This is a genomic window from Hoylesella buccalis ATCC 35310 (genome assembly GCF_000177075.1).
Taxonomy (GTDB): domain Bacteria; phylum Bacteroidota; class Bacteroidia; order Bacteroidales; family Bacteroidaceae; genus Prevotella; species Prevotella buccalis.
Genome location: NZ_ADEG01000039.1, coordinates 65450 through 83676 on the forward strand (window position 1 = coordinate 65450; position 18227 = coordinate 83676).

Consider the following 18227-nt stretch of genomic DNA (forward strand, 5'->3'; position numbering starts at 1 on the left):
ATAGTTTTAATAAATTATTTAGTTGAATTGTTAGCCATAAATGCTTCTACATCTTTGGGATGATAGGGTATGCGGTCTTTTCCAAGGAAGCGGCATCCGTCTTTGGTAATTAGGATATCGTCTTCAATACGAATACCTCCAAAATCTTTGTACGTTTCCAACTTGTCAAAGTTCAGGAATTCTGCACAATGCCCGGAGGCCTTCCATTCGTCGATTAGTGCGGGAATGAAATAGATGCCCGGTTCGTCTGTTACCACGAAGCCTTCTTCTAAGCGGCGTCCCATGCGCAGGGCATTGGTGCCGAACTGTTCGAGATTGGGACGAGTTTCATCGTCAAATCCCACGTAGATTTGTCCCAAGGCTTCCATGTCGTGTACGTCCATGCCCATCATGTGACCCAGTCCGTGCGGCAAGAACATGGCATGAGCGCCAGCTCTAACAGCCTCTTCGGTGTCACCTTTCATCAGTCCCAGTTCTTTCAGGCGCTCTGTCATAAGCTTGCATACAGAGAAATGCACGTCTATGTACTTCACTCCTGGTTTTGCAACTTCGAGTGCATGGTCGTGGCAAGCCTCTACAATGCTGTAAATCTCCAGCTGTCGTTGGGTGTACTTGCCGTTCACGGGGAAGGTGCGGGTGTTGTCCGAACAATAATTGTTCACCGTTTCAGCTCCGGCATCACACAGTGCCAGCCTTCCAGCTTCAAGCTTGGCCAGTGAGGGATTGCCGTGCATGATTTCGCCGTGCTGTGAGAAGATGGTTGGGAAGCTCACCATGGCACCATACGAGTTGGCAATGCCGTCTACCTGACCGCCTACAAACTTCTCGGTTACGCCGGGTTTGGTGAGGCGCATGGCAGTGGTGTGCATCAGATAGCCAATCTTCGCCGCGCGTTCCAGTTCTTCAATCTCCTGCGGTTCCTTAGCAGAACGCATCTTAACGACGGCCTTGATGAGATCGAGTGAGGCGCTTTCTTTCTGCTGACTGGGATGAATGCCCAGCAAATCGTATATCTGCAACTTGATGTCGTGGCGGTAAGGCGGCAGAAAATGTATCTTGCGCTTGCTGCCGATGGCTGCGTTGCAAAGGGTCTTGAGATGCTTCATCGGGGCCGAGTTGTTCACTCCAACTTGTTCGGCCATGTCCTTGACGCTGTCTACAGAGCCAAACCAAACGATGTCTTCTATGTCGATGTCGTCGCCAATTAAGGTTTCGGTGTCGTTGTCAATGTCGATGACGCCCACCAGTCCGTCTCTGTTCTGTCCGAAATAATACAAAAACGATGAGTCTTGACGGAAAGGATGATAACCGTTAAAAGGTCCGTTGGCAGGCGATTCGTTGTTGCCAAACAGGATGATGATGCCTTGACCCACTTCTTTTTTCAGTTGGGCGCGGCGTCTTATGTAAGTTTGTTGATCGAACATGATAATAATTTTTGTTAGTGTAGTAATCTGTTGCGGCTTGTCATGGACGTTACAAAACAATGATTTGTCGTCCGCGACAACCTTAATCTCGGCAAAGATAATAAAAAGTGATTGAAAAATTGTAACTTTGTATTTCGAAGTTACGAAAAGAGTGTAATTTATTGGAAATGAGCGTAGGTTAATTGCTCTTGATAGTAATAGGTTACGATTTAGTTAGTTATCTACTGCATTATCTTTCTGCGCATTGCGTAACCTTCAAAGAACTCTTCCTATGCAAAAGTAGCTATTTAATTCGAGATTTTGATATAAACTCCCGTTTTTTATCCCCTCATTCATAAGATTTTTCCGTAAAAGCGGTTTTGTTTGTCGGAACACCATTGCCAAAAACGAGTTTTGAACAATCGTGTGCCGACTACCGCATAGCCGGAGAAAAGGGCATTGCCTCACGCCTAAACGATGTTTAGACTGATGACGCAATGCCCCTTTCTTTTGCGTCTATGCCAAGAGGTGCTTTTACGGGCTACCAGATGATTTTTCTTTTTTTGCTGTCCCTTTTGCCGGAAGCGGAAAGTGAATGCAGAGTGTGTCAGCCTGCCTCATGAATGAAACAGGCGGTCACACACAGCCGGACAAACCGGGAAGAATGATTGTTGCCGCCCGGCTGGACAAGTTCCGTCGGAACGGAAACAATCATACTTCCTTTGTCGTGGTTTGCCCTTTTCACGCTTCCGGTGATGTCTTTTTCTTTCAGACGGTTTCCTCTTTTTACGGATTTTCCCCTAAAGTTTTTTCTACCTAATCTGCCTCTGTTTTCGTTTACCTCCATTTTGCGCCTTTCAGTAAGCCGCATCAGTCAGTCATTTTCGTTCTGGGCGCAAAGGTAATTCCGGGATTGGACGGGAAAGCAAGGTCAAGCCTCCTGTTTTCTGCGGAAATCTCCAGCCCTTCGGGTAGTATTTCCCCGAAAAACCTTGCATTCCCTAATCCCTACCTTTTCAAGCACCCGAAACGAAAACGACCGATGCGACAGAAAGACGCATAAAAAAAATGTCGGATAAACGAGAGGCAGATAAGATAGTTTGAAACTCAACTCCCTCAGCTCTTGAATCCGCATAAAAAACAAAAAATTAAAAACAGCGAAGATATGACAGCAACGGCAAATTTCAGACAAGTGGCGCAATACATCGGGTTGGCGATATGCGGCTTGATGATGCGCACCGCCTTCGGGGTGTTCGGCATCCTTTGGGGCATCATCAGAGAGATTGTAAACGGAGTGTTCCGAGTGGCGATAGGTGTAATCGTGGCTATCCTTTCCACCATTGCCTACTTCGGCTTCATCCTTTGGTCATTAACTCTTTAACCCTTACCGACATGACAAAGAGAAACAGCAAGACGGTAGCGCAGCAGTGCAGATATTACGAGGTGGACAACATCTTCGTGTATATGGTGGAAACGTACATCAACGGCAATTTTGAAACGTTCCGAAGATTGTACCACGAACTAAACAAAGACGCACGGAGGGACTTCATGGACTTCCTTCTCAGCGAGGTAGAGCCGACCTATTGGAGAGAGATACTTAAACAGACAATCTAAAAACGACAGCGATATGAAAGGAACAGACCATTTCAAAAGAACGATACAAATGTATCTGGAACAGCGGGCGGAGGAAGATACGCTCTTTGCGAAGAAGTACCGCAACCCTGCCAAGAACATAGACGAGTGCGTGACCCACATTCTGAACCATGTGCAGAAAAGTGGTTGCAACGGCTTCACGGACGGAGAGATATTCGGGCAAGCCATCCACTACTATGAGGAAAACGAGATAGAGGTGGGCAAACCTATGAACTGCCAAGTGGTGGTGAACCATGTTGTGGAACTCACGGAAGAGGAAAAGGCGGAGGCACGTCAGAATGCAGTCCGCAGATACCAAGAGGAGGAACTCCGCAAGTTGCAGAACCGCAACAGACCGTCAGCGAGAAAAGAAAACCACCCCCAACCCTCATTATTTGATTTAGGCTTATGAAACCGAAGACCAAGATACAGAAAGAGGTGGCAAGACTTTCAGCCAACCTCCGCCCCATATCAACGACACAAATTGAATGGGCATACCGCCACTGCGTTGAACATATCGGCTACCGCACCAAGAAAGGGAACATTACCTGCTCCGACTGCGGTCACGAGTGGCACAGTGACAGTGGACTATGCGACACCCTTGAAGGTTGCACCTGTTCCCAATGCCATGCCAAACTCAAAGTGCAGGACACACGCAAACGTATCTACAAGGAAACGCAATATTTCAGCGTGATAACCATCTGCAAAGGCTATCAGGTAATCCGTGTGGCGCAGGTCAGATGCGAAAGCAGGAAAGGCGAGCCGATGCAATTCTACTGCCACGAGGTTGTGCAGCGTTGGATTTCACCCGACGGTAAGGTTACAGACATGGCGTTGCTCCGTGGCTTCACATTCTATTACTGCGATGTATGGGCATTGTGCAGCGCGATGGAGATAAGACCGCACAACAGCCTATACGATGATGTTGTGGCAAGAAGCTGTGCATATCCCAAAATGAGGGTATTACCTCAACTCAGACGTAACGGCTTCAAGGGCGATTTCCACGGCATTTCCCCCGTGCGTCTTTTCAAAGCCTTGCTTTCTGACCCAAGAATTGAAACCCTTATGAAAGGCGGTGAGATTGAGGTTATGAAACACTTTATTTTCAATGCCCGTACTGCCGATGAATGCTGGGCATCATATCTGATTGCCAAGCGTCACAAGTATCTGATAGACAACTTCTCCATGTGGTGCGACTATTTGCGTATGCTCAACAAACTCGGTCAAGACCTCCGCAACCCGAAGAACATCTGCCCCGAAGATTTCATGGCGGCACACGACAACGCAACCCGAAAGATTGAAACCATACACGAGAAGGAATGAGCAGAGCAACGCCGCCGCTGGGAGATTGAAAGGCGTGAGCGTGAGCAACAGCGGCAACTGCAAAGGGAAAAAGATGCGGAGGATTTCATCGCCAACAAATCCAAATTCTTCGGATTGGTAATCACGGACGAGGAAATAATCATCAAGGTGCTTGAAAGCATAGACGAGTATTACAGCGAGGGCAAGGCACAGAACATCTGCGTGTTCGGCAGTGAATACTACAAGAAAGCCGACACCCTCATACTCTCGGCAAGGATTGGCGGTGAGATAATTGAAACCGTAGAGGTGGATTTGCGGACACTCAAGGTGGTGCAGTGCCACGGCAAGTACAACCAAGACACCGAATACCACGAACGCATCATAGACCTTGTGAACAAGAACGCCAACCTTATCCGTGAGCGGATGAAAGCGGCATAGCATAAACCCTAAAACAACATTGATATGGAAGTAAGAATCGAAAGCATGATTTGTGTGTGGGATGATGCAATTCCCACGATGTTCATTGAATTTGTAAATCTCCTCACTCTCACAACGAGTGAGGAGGGATTGAGAAGGAGTGTGAAGGAGTTTGCCGAGAAGCACGAACTTGACAAGTTTTTCCTTTACGGCTTCGGCTCACACCATTTCTACCTGCATCAACGCTACACGAGCAACCCCGAAATGGTGATGAAGGACAGAGTTCTGTCAGTACATTTTTAATCATCTAAAAAGCAACATTATGGCAACACGAATGACCATCAACGGAGTAAGCACCTGTACGGAAGCAGGTACGGAGAAATATGAGCGTTTCCAATCGGGTATCGGCAGACGCAAGCGGACACTTGTGCAGTACGACTACCGCCATACGGACGGAGAACTGTTCGCTTGTGTCAAACCCACATTGGACGAGTGCCGAACCGCAAGGAACAAGTGGCTGAACGCAAAGCAGGGAAAGGAGGGCAACCGATGAACACGACCTATCAAACGCTGATAGTCAAATTCAGCGAACCTATCACGGCATTGGACGGTATCTTTGACGAAGCCCAAGCGTGGGGAACGAACACCCTCAAAGGGTGGATAGATGATTACGAAAGCACACGTTTCACCGCCACCGACAGCCATACGGCAGTCATCACGAGCGAGTATAATATGGAGTGTGTGAAAGAGTGGCTGCAACGACAGACACCCATTGCCGAGATGCGAGAATTTTGAACAAGTTGGCGGTGTCCGCACCGCCAACACTTAAAACCCTAAAACAACGGATATGATAGCACAGACGATATTACAGCAGATAGGCGGAAGACGCTTCACCGCCATGACGGGAAGCCGTGACTTCATAGATATGGGCAACGGCTTACGGATGAGCCTTGCAAGGAACAAGACAAGTGCCAACCGCCTTGACATCATCTATGATGCAGGGGCAGACCTCTACAATATGCGTTTCTACCGCAGGACATTCAGCAAAAAGACATTCGAGAGCAGAACAAAGGACATTGCCATACACGAGGGCATCTATTTTGATATGTTGGAGGAAATGTTCACGATGGTGACGGGACTTTACACACGCTTTTGAGTGGAGGGGCGGCGAGAGCCGCCCTACTTTCTTTCAGTGAGCATGATGGCGGACAAAGAAAGTAGCAAAGAAACCTTTGTTTCAATCGCTTGTTAGCGATATATAAAATATTATGAGTATCTTTGTAAAAGTATTGATACTCATAATCATAGTAATATTATGTGTGAATTAACAATAAGTCAAAAGCACATCATAACAGAACGAAATAATAGTAAAGGTGAATATCAGCCGGCGTTTATGCAGATTCGTATTCACAATTCTTTTGATGGAAACATCGATGAACTTGATGTCCCAACATTAGGAACTCTTGTTCATGAATACATCCACTTTCTTCAAAATGTATCAACTCCGTGGGGACTATATGATAGTATGGTTCGATATAATATAATGGCGGAAACATATGCTTTTGTAGAAAATGCTACATCTACTATCACTCTCCCATTAAATATTGATTATTCTCAAGGATTGAAGAATAAAATGGATATTGTAGAATGTGGAACAGGATATTGCCCACTTTCAGATACACGGAGAAATAATTTTAAAATAGATGTAAGTGAACGGATTTGCATCCATAGAAACTATAAAAAGGTAAATAATAGAAATTTACCAATAATAACATTAGATATCAGTTTTACGGATGGTTCAAAACAAACCATTGTTTTGGGTGCTAACATTATTAAGGAGAGTATGGCAGCATTGTATCAAATGCTCATAGATGAAACTGCAACTCATGAAGAATTTGACCTCCCATATAATTTAATTAAGATTATTGCAGAACAACATTTTTCTGCAATAGCATCTGATAATATAAAACTGATAACTATTTGCTATATATCTTTGTTTAGCCTTTCTCCTGCTGAAGTTCTAATAGATAACTTAGCATACGCGAATGAAAATCCGGATTTATCTGCAATAGAATTGTTTGAACGGTTCGTCAATGAAGATAAAATATACATCAAGGGAAAAGCAATGTCAGTTTGTGACTTTTTTGATACTCTTATAGACACATTCAAACAAGTCTTTTTTAAAAGTGTCCGAGTCGGAATCGATTATATTGGCGAAGTTTTGGAACGAATTCGTCCTGCCAAAGGATTTGTTCCTATCTTAACTTTGATTACTGATTACCAACCCTTATCTAAGGAACGAATTAAAACGTTAATAGATTTTTTAGGAATGCCTTATAGCTATACAGACAGTGGCGATTTTAATCCACACCTTCATCCTCAATAGATTCCGAAAAATTATCTGATGATATGTTGGCACTAATAGGGCACAATGCATTATTTTCATATTTAACGAGATTGCACAAATATGGTTATGTATGCCCATTGCATTCGTTTTGTGAAAAAGAAAAGTATGATAAAGATGAATGTTATGATGAACCTTGGAATGGGAAAATGTGCCCTATGACGATTATGGGAGATGTGATACATATTAAAGAGAAAGAAGTAAAAATTCAATTTTAACAAACCGGAAAACCTCCGATGAAGTTGTGGTTTCATCGGAGGTTCTTTTGTCTATTTACATTTATGGGATATACAACAGCGCAAACTCCGCTTTTCTCCGTTTGAGCAGCATGGCGTGGCGTTTACCCTTGTAGTTGCAGAAGGCGATATACTCACGGTAAATGTTCCTGTCGCCAGCTTCCAATTTCTTGATTAAGGTACTTTTGGGGAGTGTCTTGCTGCCTAACAGCTTCGCCGGTCCCACATTGTAAGCTAACGTGCCAAGCAAAGTCGAATCAACTCCGAATTTACGGAACATGGCGACAAATTTGCGCAGGTCTTTCCGCAAAAGTTCATCCGCGTCCCATTTTGTCATGGTTCGTGCTGAATACTTCTCGTTTGGCAAAAGTTTGTGACCCCAACCCACGTATGGATGGTGTTTTTCTGAGTGCCAGCCCTCAAAATAGCGACAGCATAAAAAAGCCCGTTCCATAAGTGGCAGACGGTAGATTGCCGCCTGCCCGTCCGTTTCCTCTTGGCGGCTGGTCCGTGCAGATACGGAACAGACCGCCAGAAGCGAACAGAGCATTATCATGAATACACGCATCATTTCAACAAGGGGCTGAAGTTGCCGATGGGAACGATGGTCAAACCGTCATCCTTTACATTCCGGTTGTTGAAGTCAAATTCCAACTCGAAGGAGTTGCCGAAGTTGTCCTCCACCACCACGATGAAGTTGTGTGCTTCTTCACCCTCCGCCGTGTAGTACAGACGGAACTTCCCGTTCTCCAGCAGGTAGCGGTCGTTGGGCAGGAAGGTGATGCCGTTGTCCATTTTCAACTTTCCTTCTCCCTCAAACTGAAAATAGCGGATAGTGTAAAGCGTGTTAGCGAAGTCGCCCTTCTTTTTCAGCTCACAGCGGATTTCCACCGTCTGCCCCTTTGTCACCTTGTTCGGCACGGGCATGACCTCCACCGTGAAGGGATAGGACTGTTGAATGTCCATGTCGTCGTCGCACGATACGAGGGTGAATGACACGGCGGCTATCAGGCATAACGCCACCGCCTTGAAGATGGATGTTCTCTTGTTTCTGTTGTTCAGTATGTTCATTGTTCTTCGATTTTTAGATGGTTGTTTTTAATTTTTCGTTGTCAGTTGCAGGTACTTGTTCAAGTCCTTGCAACCGTCATAGAGGGAGGAACGGTCGGTGACACGCTCCCCGTATCGCCCCACAAGTGCGGCAAGCGTCCGCCGTCCGGCTTCGTCACGGTCAAGGAAACAGTCGATGCGCCCGTAGCCGTCCAGCAATCCCGCCGCCTTCTCCACGTTGGCGACGGAGTTCAGCACAAGGCAGTCAGCGTTACCGGTTACGCCAAGCGTCACCGCAGAAAGGAAGTCCATGAAGCCCTCGAACACGAGGCATTCGTCAGCCGGAATTTCTTTAGCCATTACCAAAGACATATCTTTTGGCGGGATGCAACCCTTGAAATATCGGCTTCTGACTTCATAGCCACCTGCCATGTTCGGGAAGCCGACGGCAAAATACCGTTTCCCACGAACGCCGTAGTTAAGACGGCAACAGTGACGGGATGCGATGGCGTAAGGGATGCCCCGTTCTGCCAGATACTCCGTCAGCGGTGAACGAAACAACGGAACTGCCTCCACATCCTCAAAGACGGGTTCAATCGGCTTCGGGAGATAGGCGGGTTTTTCCCATCCGGTCACCGTCATGTTGGCGGCTTCCGCTATGAACTTCGCCTGCGTCCTAAAGTCATCGCTTTGCAGAAACTCCCCGGCAAGCGTGAAGATGTCGCCGCCCTTGCCCAAACCGAAGTCGTACCAGAGCTGTTTCGCCACGTTCACACGGAAAGAGGGTGTGCGCTCGCCCCTGTACGGGGCAAGATACCACAGCTCGTTACCGCTCCTTCTAACAGGCTCATGCCCCAGCCGTGCGAGAAAATCCGCAAGCGGCATCCTTCTGACAGCATCTATTTCCGTCCTTTCCATGCCCGTGTCAGTTGATGATGAACTTGATACCGACCCCGAACTGCGTGTGAAACTTCCGCGTGTCGCCACCCCAAAGGCAACGCTCCCGCAGATTGGCAAGCAGGGCTATACGGTCTGCCACGTAGCATTCCACATCGAGCGTCAGCGCGCCGCCGTAGATGAAGGCGTCCCGGTCGTGCAGCGTGGAGCCGTCATGCAGCATTTTCTTCCCCCAATTCACAGACTCATATCCGGCGAGAGCCGAAGCCCCAGCATAGACGAACACGATTTTTCGGGCGTCCGACAGTATCTTGAAGTAATATCCGCCATCCGCCGTGAACTGCGCCACGGGTATCTTGGTGTCCTTATAGGGGTTGTTCTTCAGGAGGTATTCGCCACCGAACACCCACTTGTTCCCCTTCTTCGTGTAAGTGGAGAGTGCCGCCCCGAAACTGTACCCGCCATCCTTGCCGCCGGGATTAAAGCCATCCGCCATATCCGCCCTCACCTCGATACCCTGCATTTTCGGCAGGCATCGCTGGGCGTGCGCCTGCCCCGTGAAAAGGGCAAGCGACGCGATGATTATTGCGATGTACTTTCTCATGGTCAGCGTACTTGAAGTTCGTTGATGGTACCCGCGCGTACCAAATCCTCGTTCTCAATCACGAAGGACTGGTGACGGCCGCCGTTCTTCTCGTTCAGTTCCACCACAAGGCATTTGTCGTCGGGGATGGTGAACTTAGCCATCGTGAAGACCGTGCGTTCACTTTTCTTGCCCGGCACGAGGGTGGCGTAGTTCTGCGCTCGGAGCGGCAGGATGATCTGCTCCTGCATGGCGGTACGCTTCGCCACCTTCTTGTCCACGATTTTCCATGTGATATAGTCCACATCGAAAGGCACGTTGCTCTGGTTCTTTATCTCCGTGTGGAAATAGAGCAATCCGTTATGCGTGTAGATGCCTTTGAGAAGATACTGGATGCCGAAACGCTTGCAGCCGATATGCTTCACCTCCCGTTTGTTCTGTTTGTGGATGGACTTCATGATAAGGCGCACCAGCATCGGGCTTTCGCTGCCCAGCTCTTTCAGATAGATTTCCTGCGCGTTGTTCGGGCGGTTCACCGTGCTGCCGTCATGGATGAAGTCGCACATCTCCACGTTGAGCAACAGCGGTTCGGCGGCGTACTTCACGTTGAAGGTGTAGAAACTGCCGTCTTCCGTGATGACGGACATATTCGTTTCGTTGGGAAAATTTCTCACGGTAGCCTTCACGCGGATGACGTTCTCCGCTCCGTCGGCTTTCCCGGCAATCAGGTCGGGCGAGCCTAAATCGACATAGCGCACCTCCGCCGGAAAGATGACGTGGACAGTCTTGTCGTAGGTCACTTCCAGACCGTGCGGCGGTATCATGCGGTCGAAGGTCAGCTTGCGTGACAGCCCGTGATACAGGTCGCCGTCCGCCTCCTTCTGCGGATAGACCTCCTTTGTCAAGGTCGGCTGTTCATTACTTCCGTTGGTTGTTTCAACGGTTACATTCTCCTGCGCGTGGGCAGATGCGATGCCCATAGCGAGGGCAAACATGATGATTACTTTTCTCATTACTTTTGGATTTTTAGTGGTAAATGTTTTTTTGATTGATTATTGTTTTCAGTCCTTTTCCTGATAGAGCATAACCCTGTACCCGGCTTTCAGATGCACCTTTACGGTTCGCATTTTCTTGGCTATGTACTGGCTTGTGCCTTGTATCAGCCCCTTGCCCAAGTCGGAGGCGAGCTGCGCCCCGGCATTGGTGGAGATGTTGATGCTGCTACCCAACGAACCTCCCATGTTGGCGGCGACCTCCCTGACGGCGTTCATCTCCATCGAGTTCGGGATGAAGATGCCGGGCTGTCCGTCCGTGTCATAGACCGCAAGCTCCACGGGGATAATCGTACCGTCATATTCCAGCGAGGTAATCTCGATGTCGAGCCGTTCCCCCTGTATCTTGCCCGTGCCGACCACCACCGCATTGCGGGGGATTGTCCTGCCCGCCACCGCCATAGGCTCCAGCAGGCGAAGCCTTACTGTCTGCCCATCCGTCACGCTCTGCGCCCCATGCACACACGCCGGTATGGTGTTCCGGTCCGATACCTCTGTAGTGCCGACAGCCGTGTTGAACCCCCGGTTGCGTTCCTGCGAGAAGGTGGCGACAAACTCCGCGTTGCTCATGGGCTGTGCAAGGAAGGAAACGATTTGGCGGGTCACTTGCCTTACGGGTGTCGCCGTGTTCTTCTTTCCCTTCTGCACGGTGGAAGGCTCTGCCGCCTGTTCCGGCTTTCCTCCGTTCTGACCGCCCATGTACTTTGCCGCCAGCTCATAGGACTTCTCCATAAGTGCCACCTGTTCGTCCATAGATGAAGTCCTGCCTTTTTCGCTTTCCAGTTCCGATTCCAGCGAGGCGATGCGCTCCAACAGCTCATCCATCTCGGCATTGTCGTTCTTCGGCTGTTCGTAGAAGTTGCCGAGGGTGGCGTTCAGGTCACGGTAGGCGGCAGCGGAGGATTGGATAGTCTGCGGTGCGGCAGGCTGTGCCTTTTCCTCCTTGCCGCCCGGATTGGCGAGGTCGAAGTTCGTTCCGTCCTCCGTTCCCGCTATCTCGCGGTCGAACATGTCGCTCAACTGCCCGATGGTACGGTTGCGGCTCTCCTGACGCTCTTCCATCTCCCCATGCTCGTAGGCTTTCAACTTGTCGCCGATAATCTGCTTGTTCGCCTTGTCAGCGTCGGGCATTTCGGTGTTGTATCCGTCCGTTCCCGGCGGTTGTTCCTTGCCGGAGGACGGGGCGAATATCAGCCACATCGCCCCAATGAAGACCAGCACCATAGCGGGCAACACGATCATCTTCTGCCGTTTCAGCCGCTGAGCCTCTGTCAGCGGTTCGCGCCCCTTTTTCGGCTTTCCCGTGTCGGGAGCGGCTTTGTTCTCTTTCGTCGGTTCATTCTTCGTCTGTTCCATATGAATAAGGTGTTAAGTGATTGTCTGTTTCCACCGGGGTCGGCAGTTCCACCCGTCCGGCGTGTCCCGTTTCCATGCGTGAGCCGTCGTTTCTGCCGATGTCATAGACGGCTCTGCCGAAGGTATAGAGGGCAAGCACCGCGAAGGCGGCGAGCATCCCCAGCATGATGCGGCGGCGTGTTTCCGGCGGCAAACCGTCCAAATACCCTTTGAGCCTTGCCACCAGCCGTTTCCGTTTGTCGTGGAGCTTCCAGTATGCGCCCCACATTGTTTTTCTGATACTTTTTACTTTCCGTTTCATAATCCGTTACCGTTTGATTGTCTGTAAATCCTTGTTCTCGATGATGGTGAAGCCCTCGATGGTGAAGCCATTGGGGTTGTCGTCCGACCGCGATGCGTTCAGCAGGCGGCAGGTAGTCACGAGGCTGCGCTCGGTGACGTTGCTCTGCCGGATGATTTTCTGCGTGGCGTAAGTCACGGCACGGTAGGGATAGGCGTTGAAGTCACACACCACGCTGTCCACCTTCAACACTTGGTTGATGTTCCCGGCGATGATGCGGTTGTAGTACCCCTTCTCGGCGAAGTCCGAATAATAGTGGTACACGCTCTTGTCTGCCAGCAGCAAGGCACGTTTTACGTTGTGTTCAATCGCGCTTTTTTCAGGTGACAGCGTGAAGAAAAGCTCGTGGAAGCGGCGCACATGCTCCCGTGCCTCCGCTGGACGGTTCTGCGACAGATCCTGCGACAGCGCAAGCATCAGCGATTTGCCGTTGTCCAACACATAGATTTTCTCCCGTTGCTTCTCCGCGAAACGGTAGGAGTTCCACACGCTCCACACCGTCACCACGGCGCACAGCGAGAGGAAGACGATACCGAACAGGCGTATCTGCCTGAACGATGATTCGATGTTTTTAAGTGACTTAAATTCCATTGTTGTTTATTCGTTTTTAATTGTCAGTTGATTATTTCAGCAGTTTCCCGGCACGTCCGACCACGTTTCCTGCGGCTGCACCCGCCACGCTGCCCGCCATGCTTCCGGCTCGTCCCGCCATCTGGTTCACGTTGCGACCGTAACCGCCCATGCCTCCGGCTTGGATAATCCAGCCGGCAACGGTGGGAATGGTGAAGTAGCCGATGATGCCGATGCAGAGGAACACGATATACACCCCGTCGCTCGAATCCAGCGAGAAGTTCGGGTCTGCCTGCATCCGCTCGATGTCGCTTTGCAGCATCAGCACCTGTATCTTCGCCAGTATGGTGCTGAACATGTCCGACACCGGAAGCCACAGATAGACCTGTATGTAGCGGCATATCCACTGCGTGAGCGTGCTTTGGAAACCGTCCCATACCGACAGGGCGAAGGCTATCGGACCGAGTATCGCCAGCACCACGAGAAAGAAGGTGCGGACGGTGTCTATCACGAGGGCGGCGGCTTGGAACAGCAGTTCCAGTATCTCGCGGAAGAAGTCGCGGATGCTCTTCTTCATATTGTACATTCCCCGGTCGATATACATTCCCGCCATCGTCACCATGTCGGAGGGCGACCAGCCGAGTTCCTCCAGTTGCTTGTCAAATTCCTCGTTGGACACGAGGTAGGCGGTTTCGGGGTTGCGCACCATCGCCTCGTATTCCAGCTTGTCCTTCTGCTCCCTGTATCGGTTCATGTCCAGCGTTTCCGCCTCCAGCATCTTTGCCGTGCCCTGTACAACGGGTGAGAGGATGCTGTTTATCGTGCCCAGCACCACAGTCGGGAAGAACATGATGCACAGACCGATGGCAAAAGGACGGAGCATCGGGAATACGTCTATCGGTTCGGCTCTCGCCAGCGACTGCCATACCCGGTAGGCGACGTAGAACAGCGCACCCAGCCCGGCGATGCCTTTCGCCACACCCGCCATGTCCCCACATAGCGGCATCATCTGCTCATAAAGTGAGCGTAAAATCTGATGAAGGTTATCGAACTCCATAGGCTTACCAGTATCTTTCGTTCATGTTCCCGTACAGCCCCATGATGCGGTCGAGGTCGTTCTTTTTCTTTGCACGCAGATAACTCACGGAGATGTTCTTGTTGGTGTAATAGCTCACAAGGTTGCGGTAACGCTTCATTTTGGAGTAGCAGCGTTCCACCACGTCCATGCGCTCCTTGTCGGTCATGGAGAGCGTGGTGATGTTCACCACATTCTTCAGTTCCGTCAACACTTCGTTGCTCTCTTCCAGCAGTTTCGTGTAACCGAAAGCGATTGCCGACAGCTCTTCTGGTCTGAAATTTCCATCACGGAGCATCCTTTGGAAACTGTTTACATAAATGTCGGTGATGTCGCCTACCATCAGGATGGTCTGCTGCACCTTGCGGGCGTCCTTGACGAGATTGTTCACCGATTTGAGGGCATCGTAATACTTTTTGCCCTGCTGATAGATTTTCACCGTTTCCTGAAAGTTGCTCACCATGTTCGTGGCAGTCTTGGAGGTATGGATGATGTTTTTGGAGGCATTGATGATACCCTGCGCCAGATTGCCCGGATCGCTTACGACCCACTGTGCGCTTGCCCTGCCTGCGAAAAGCAGGCACAGGCAGATAATCATTGTTATTCTTGTTCTCATGTTACTTTGGATTTTAGTGGTTGTTATTCTTCTGTCGGGTGTCCCGGCTGCGGTTTCACCCGCACATAGTCGCCGCCCGGCGAGAAGGTCAGCACGTCCGTGGCCTCGTTGTAGGACACGTCGATGCGGAAGCCGGTGTTCATGAACAGGTTGCCGTTTTCCTCCTGCAAGAGATAGGTTTCCGGTTTCAGCTTGCGGCGCAGACCGCTCCGGCGGAACACCGTCACCTTGTAGGCTTCGCCCTCCTTGTAGATAAGCACATCGGGCTTCCCCTCCACGCTCTCCCAGTTCCCGCACAGCATATCACGGAGGTTGTCGGCCACGTCGCAGGATTGCAGCATCATGACCGCCAATCCGATCAGACACTTGCTGACTTGCAGCATTTTCACTGTCTGTAAATTCATACGCATTTTTCTTTTTTCGTTGATAAATTCATTTTTAATTGTTGGTTGTTTCCTTGTTTCTCCGCTTCTCGGCAAGTTGCCGGATGGCGGCTTCGATGTCGCCGCCCAACTTCTCCGCCAGATGGTAAACCTCCACTTTCTCCGTTTCCTCGGTGGTGTACGCCAGATACTCTTCTGCACTGACCTCGGTGGCATAGACCGCCGATTGTGTGCCACCCAAGCCTATCCACACCTCTTTGTAGAGCCGTGAAGGGTTGTTCGCCATGTTGATGGAGAGTATCTGCGACTTCTCCTTTTCCGTCAGTCCGAGCAACGCCTGTATCTGGTCGAACTTGTTCATATATTTCCTTTGGTCAAGCAGGATTTTACAATCCGAGTTGTTGATGATGCTCTCTTTGACCACCGGAGAACTGATGATGTCGTCCACCTCCTGCGTCACCACGATTGCCTCGCCGTAATATTTTCTGACTGTCTTGTACATATAGCGCAGATATTCAGCCATGTTCGCTGAAGAGAGAGCCTTCCAAGCCTCTTCCACAATAAGCTGTTTCCGTACCCCTTTCAGTCGCCGCATCTTGTTGATGAAGGCTTCCATGATGATGATGGTCACGACGGGGAACAGTTCGCGGTTTTCCTTAATCGAATCTATCTCGAAGACAATGAACCGCTTGCCGAGCAGGTCGATGTTCTCCGTGGAGTTGAGCAGGAAGTCGTAGCGTCCGCCCCGGTAATACTGCCGCATGGTGGTGAGCATGTTGTCGATGTTGAAGTCGGACTTCTCCACCTTGATGTCACGCTGTGCCAGTTCCTTGCGGTAGTCGTCACGCATATACTCGTAGAAGGTGTTGAACGACGGCACGATGCTACGGTCGGATTGGATGCGCTCAATATAGGCACTCACGGCACTGCCCAGCTCGCCGCTCTCCGTCTTTGTCACCTTGTCGTCCTCCGACTTCCAGAGCGTCAGCAGCAGGGTCTTGATGCTGTCCTTCTTCTCCACGTCGAAGATGTAATCGTCGGTGTAGAACGGGTTGAAGCTGATGGGCTTATCTTCCGTGTAGGTGAAATACACACCGTCCGCTCCGCCTGTCTTGCGTCGGATCATGCCGCACAAGCCCTGATAGGAGTTTCCCGTGTCCACCAATACCACATGTGCGCCTTGCTCATAATATTGGCGCACGAGGTGGTTCATGAAGAAAGACTTGCCGCTGCCCGAAGGACCCAGCACGAACTTGTTGCGGTTGGTCGTGATACCCCGCTTCATCGGAAGGTCGCTGATGTCGAGGTGCAGCGGTTTCCCCGTGAGCCTGTCCACCATCTTGATGCCGAAGGGCGAGAGCGAGCTGCGGTAGTTGGTTTCCTCTGTGAACAGGCACACCGCCTGTTCGATGAAGGTGTGGAAACTCTCTTCCGCCGGGAAGTCCGCCGCATTGCCGGGTATCGCCGCCCAGTAGAGTGTCGGGCAGTCGATGGTGTTGTGGCGCGGCACGCATTCCATGCTTGCCAACTGGCTGCCCACGTCGTTCTTGATATGCTTCAGTTCCTCCGCATCGTCGCTCCACGCCATGACGTTGAAGTGTGCCCGTACCGAGGTCAGTCCGTAGGAATGGGCTTCGTTCAGGTATTGGTCTATCCACTCGCGGTTGATGCTGTTGCTCCTTGAATAGCGAGATAGCGACTGCATGTTACGGGCGGACTTCTCGAACTTCTGCAAGGTTTCCTCACTGTTGTCTATCAGCACATACTGGTTGTAGATATGGTTGCAGGAGAGCAGAAGCCCCACCGGGGAGGCGAATGACAGTCGGCAGTCACTCCGGTCGGTGGAGAGCTTCTCGTAACGGGTGTCGGTAGCCACCTTGCCCGGCAGGTCTTCCGCGTCGGAGAGGGTGTGCAGACACAGGCGGTTGTCGCCGATGCGCATCTCCCTTGCCGAAAGCTCGATGTCCTGCAAGGTGGTGTCACCTTCTGGCATGAGCGAGAAGTAGCGTTCAATAAGTCCCGCCTTACCCTCCGTCCCCACGATCTCGTCGGTGGAGAAGCGGCGCAGCCTGACAAGCCCGCTGTCGTTCATGATACGCTCGAACTGTTCGCAGGTTTCCAAGAACTTGGTCGTGGTTTCCCTGTCCAGCTCCATCGGGATGATATGTCCCCGGCACAGCGTGCTGAAATTGCTCTGCATCCGGTTACGCTCCTTTGTTGTCTTGGTCAGGTAGAGGTAGCAGGTGTGTTTCAGGTACGGACGCTCGTTGAAGTGACGCTCGAAAGAGCGGCTTAAAAAGCTCATGTCGTCCTTCTGAAGCTCCGGTTTGTAGCGTTCCTTGATGAACCAGTCCTGTTTGTGTACGACGGAGTAGTCCGGCAGCACCTTGATAGCCTTGCACCAGCAACTGTGTATCGCCTCGTACTCCGCACCCGTCACGGTGTAAAGTTCCGGTAGTTCCACCTCGAAAGCCACCGTGATGTCGGCGTCCTTTGAGATGATGCAGCCATGCTCCACCGCTAAAAGTGGGAACCTGTTTTCCAGTGTTGTCATTTTCGATGTATTCCTCATTGTCTTTCTTCCTTTCGTTGTCGTTTGAACAGACGGGTTATCCGCCGCCGGTTGATAAGGTATCGGGGATGGCTCCGTGCCGCTCCTAATTTCATCAGCCCGTGTTCGCCGTACCGGGCGTTCAGCGCGAAGGTCTGCCATACAAGGAGGGAGGACGATGCCGCGCCGAAGCCGATACATATCCACTGGTCGATACCGACCATGTAGAGGATGACGAACAGGACGAAGAGAGCCAGCAGACCTCCGCAGAAGATGAAGAGGTACTGTGCCTTCAAGCCCTTGAACTCTACCGGACGGCCGATACCCTTGTTGATTGGGTATTCAGCCATACATTATTTA

General features: G+C 50.6%; 22 protein-coding genes and 2 pseudogenes. 9 read left to right on the forward strand and 15 right to left on the reverse strand.

The genetic code is table 11. From position 1 onward, the window contains the following. Nucleotides 1–14: 14 nt before the first annotated feature. Nucleotides 15–1424, reverse strand: coding sequence for an aminopeptidase P family protein (locus tag HMPREF0650_RS03465; protein ID WP_004348424.1), 1410 nt, complete (start codon nucleotides 1422–1424; stop codon nucleotides 15–17). Between the two features lie 586 nt (nucleotides 1425–2010). After that, entirely contained in the window at nucleotides 2011–2274 is a 264-nt protein-coding gene (locus HMPREF0650_RS13240; RefSeq protein WP_025813562.1) for a hypothetical protein, read from the reverse strand. Between the two features lie 294 nt (nucleotides 2275–2568). On the opposite strand from HMPREF0650_RS13240, the gene HMPREF0650_RS03475 reads away from it, so the two are divergent. From HMPREF0650_RS03475 to HMPREF0650_RS03515, 9 genes and pseudogenes are all read left to right on the forward strand, one after another. Then, the gene (locus tag HMPREF0650_RS03475; protein WP_004348429.1) at nucleotides 2569–2784 is read left to right on the forward strand and encodes a hypothetical protein; all 216 of its coding nucleotides are present in this window, start codon (nucleotides 2569–2571) and stop codon (nucleotides 2782–2784) included. An 11-nt stretch (nucleotides 2785–2795) separates the two neighbouring features. Further along, nucleotides 2796–3017, forward strand: a complete 222-nt coding sequence (locus HMPREF0650_RS03480; RefSeq protein ID WP_004348431.1) for a hypothetical protein — start codon at nucleotides 2796–2798, stop codon at nucleotides 3015–3017. 13 nt (nucleotides 3018–3030) lie between these two features. After that, entirely contained in the window at nucleotides 3031–3447 is a 417-nt protein-coding gene (locus tag HMPREF0650_RS03485; protein WP_007487599.1) for a PcfK-like family protein, read from the forward strand. Continuing rightward, a pseudogene (locus tag HMPREF0650_RS03490) lies at nucleotides 3444–4775 on the forward strand (PcfJ domain-containing protein). Before HMPREF0650_RS03485 ends, HMPREF0650_RS03490 begins: the two are co-directional and overlap by 4 nt. 24 nt (nucleotides 4776–4799) lie before the next feature. Beyond that, nucleotides 4800–5057: a DUF8466 domain-containing protein gene (locus tag HMPREF0650_RS03495; RefSeq protein ID WP_007487603.1), complete on the forward strand. Its 258-nt coding sequence runs from the start codon at nucleotides 4800–4802 to the stop codon at nucleotides 5055–5057. 19 nt (nucleotides 5058–5076) lie between these two features. After that, the gene (locus HMPREF0650_RS03500) at nucleotides 5077–5307 is read left to right on the forward strand and encodes a DUF3873 domain-containing protein (RefSeq protein WP_007487606.1); all 231 of its coding nucleotides are present in this window, start codon (nucleotides 5077–5079) and stop codon (nucleotides 5305–5307) included. Continuing rightward, a complete protein-coding gene (locus tag HMPREF0650_RS03505; RefSeq protein WP_004348437.1) occupies nucleotides 5304–5549 on the forward strand; it encodes a DUF6956 domain-containing protein in 246 nt (81 codons plus the stop codon). Before HMPREF0650_RS03500 ends, HMPREF0650_RS03505 begins: the two co-directional genes overlap by 4 nt. Nucleotides 5550–5601: 52 nt before the next feature. Then, on the forward strand, nucleotides 5602–5910 hold the full coding sequence (locus HMPREF0650_RS03510; RefSeq protein WP_004348438.1) for a hypothetical protein: 309 nt from the start codon (nucleotides 5602–5604) through the stop codon (nucleotides 5908–5910). Between the two features lie 159 nt (nucleotides 5911–6069). Then, nucleotides 6070–7140 (forward strand): hypothetical protein, encoded by a 1071-nt coding sequence (locus HMPREF0650_RS03515; protein ID WP_004348439.1) that lies wholly within the window; start codon nucleotides 6070–6072, stop codon nucleotides 7138–7140. Between the two features lie 297 nt (nucleotides 7141–7437). On the opposite strand, the gene HMPREF0650_RS03520 is transcribed toward HMPREF0650_RS03515, so the two are convergent. The 13 genes and pseudogenes from HMPREF0650_RS03520 to HMPREF0650_RS03580 all read right to left on the reverse strand — a co-directional run bounded on the left by HMPREF0650_RS03520 (nucleotide 7438) and on the right by HMPREF0650_RS03580 (nucleotide 18217). After that, entirely contained in the window at nucleotides 7438–7965 is a 528-nt protein-coding gene (locus tag HMPREF0650_RS03520) for a glycoside hydrolase family protein (protein ID WP_004348440.1), read from the reverse strand. Further along, nucleotides 7962–8465 carry a DUF3872 domain-containing protein gene (locus HMPREF0650_RS03525; protein ID WP_004348441.1) on the reverse strand — a complete coding sequence of 168 codons (504 nt, stop codon included), beginning with the start codon at nucleotides 8463–8465 and terminating at the stop codon, nucleotides 7962–7964. The genes HMPREF0650_RS03520 and HMPREF0650_RS03525 overlap by 4 nt, the downstream gene beginning before the upstream one ends. Next, nucleotides 8462–9362 (reverse strand): annotated as a pseudogene (locus HMPREF0650_RS03530) (DUF8464 domain-containing protein). The gene HMPREF0650_RS03525 and the pseudogene HMPREF0650_RS03530 overlap by 4 nt, the downstream one beginning before the upstream one ends. 7 nt (nucleotides 9363–9369) lie before the next feature. Continuing rightward, on the reverse strand, nucleotides 9370–9945 hold the full coding sequence (locus tag HMPREF0650_RS03535; RefSeq protein ID WP_004348443.1) for a conjugal transfer protein TraO: 576 nt from the start codon (nucleotides 9943–9945) through the stop codon (nucleotides 9370–9372). A gap of 2 nt (nucleotides 9946–9947) precedes the next feature. Next, a complete protein-coding gene (gene traN / locus HMPREF0650_RS03540; protein WP_004348444.1) occupies nucleotides 9948–10937 on the reverse strand; it encodes a conjugative transposon protein TraN in 990 nt (329 codons plus the stop codon). 48 nt (nucleotides 10938–10985) lie between these two features. Next, entirely contained in the window at nucleotides 10986–12332 is a 1347-nt protein-coding gene (gene traM / locus HMPREF0650_RS03545; RefSeq protein ID WP_004348445.1) for a conjugative transposon protein TraM, read from the reverse strand. Beyond that, nucleotides 12313–12600, reverse strand: a complete 288-nt coding sequence (locus HMPREF0650_RS03550; protein WP_004348446.1) for a TraL conjugative transposon family protein — start codon at nucleotides 12598–12600, stop codon at nucleotides 12313–12315. The genes traM and HMPREF0650_RS03550 overlap by 20 nt, the downstream gene beginning before the upstream one ends. 39 nt (nucleotides 12601–12639) lie before the next feature. Next, nucleotides 12640–13263, reverse strand: a complete 624-nt coding sequence (gene traK / locus HMPREF0650_RS03555; RefSeq protein WP_004348447.1) for a conjugative transposon protein TraK — start codon at nucleotides 13261–13263, stop codon at nucleotides 12640–12642. A 31-nt stretch (nucleotides 13264–13294) separates the two neighbouring features. Continuing rightward, on the reverse strand, nucleotides 13295–14299 hold the full coding sequence (traJ, locus tag HMPREF0650_RS03560; RefSeq protein ID WP_002560977.1) for a conjugative transposon protein TraJ: 1005 nt from the start codon (nucleotides 14297–14299) through the stop codon (nucleotides 13295–13297). 4 nt (nucleotides 14300–14303) lie between these two features. Then, on the reverse strand, nucleotides 14304–14933 hold the full coding sequence (locus HMPREF0650_RS03565; protein WP_002560978.1) for a DUF4141 domain-containing protein: 630 nt from the start codon (nucleotides 14931–14933) through the stop codon (nucleotides 14304–14306). A gap of 23 nt (nucleotides 14934–14956) precedes the next feature. Continuing rightward, entirely contained in the window at nucleotides 14957–15337 is a 381-nt protein-coding gene (locus HMPREF0650_RS03570; RefSeq protein ID WP_004348448.1) for a DUF3876 domain-containing protein, read from the reverse strand. A gap of 34 nt (nucleotides 15338–15371) precedes the next feature. Further along, a complete protein-coding gene (locus HMPREF0650_RS03575) occupies nucleotides 15372–17888 on the reverse strand; it encodes a TraG family conjugative transposon ATPase (protein ID WP_007487620.1) in 2517 nt (838 codons plus the stop codon). Next, nucleotides 17885–18217 carry a DUF4133 domain-containing protein gene (locus HMPREF0650_RS03580; RefSeq protein WP_004291514.1) on the reverse strand — a complete coding sequence of 111 codons (333 nt, stop codon included), beginning with the start codon at nucleotides 18215–18217 and terminating at the stop codon, nucleotides 17885–17887. The genes HMPREF0650_RS03575 and HMPREF0650_RS03580 overlap by 4 nt, the downstream gene beginning before the upstream one ends. Nucleotides 18218–18227: the final 10 nt, after the last annotated feature.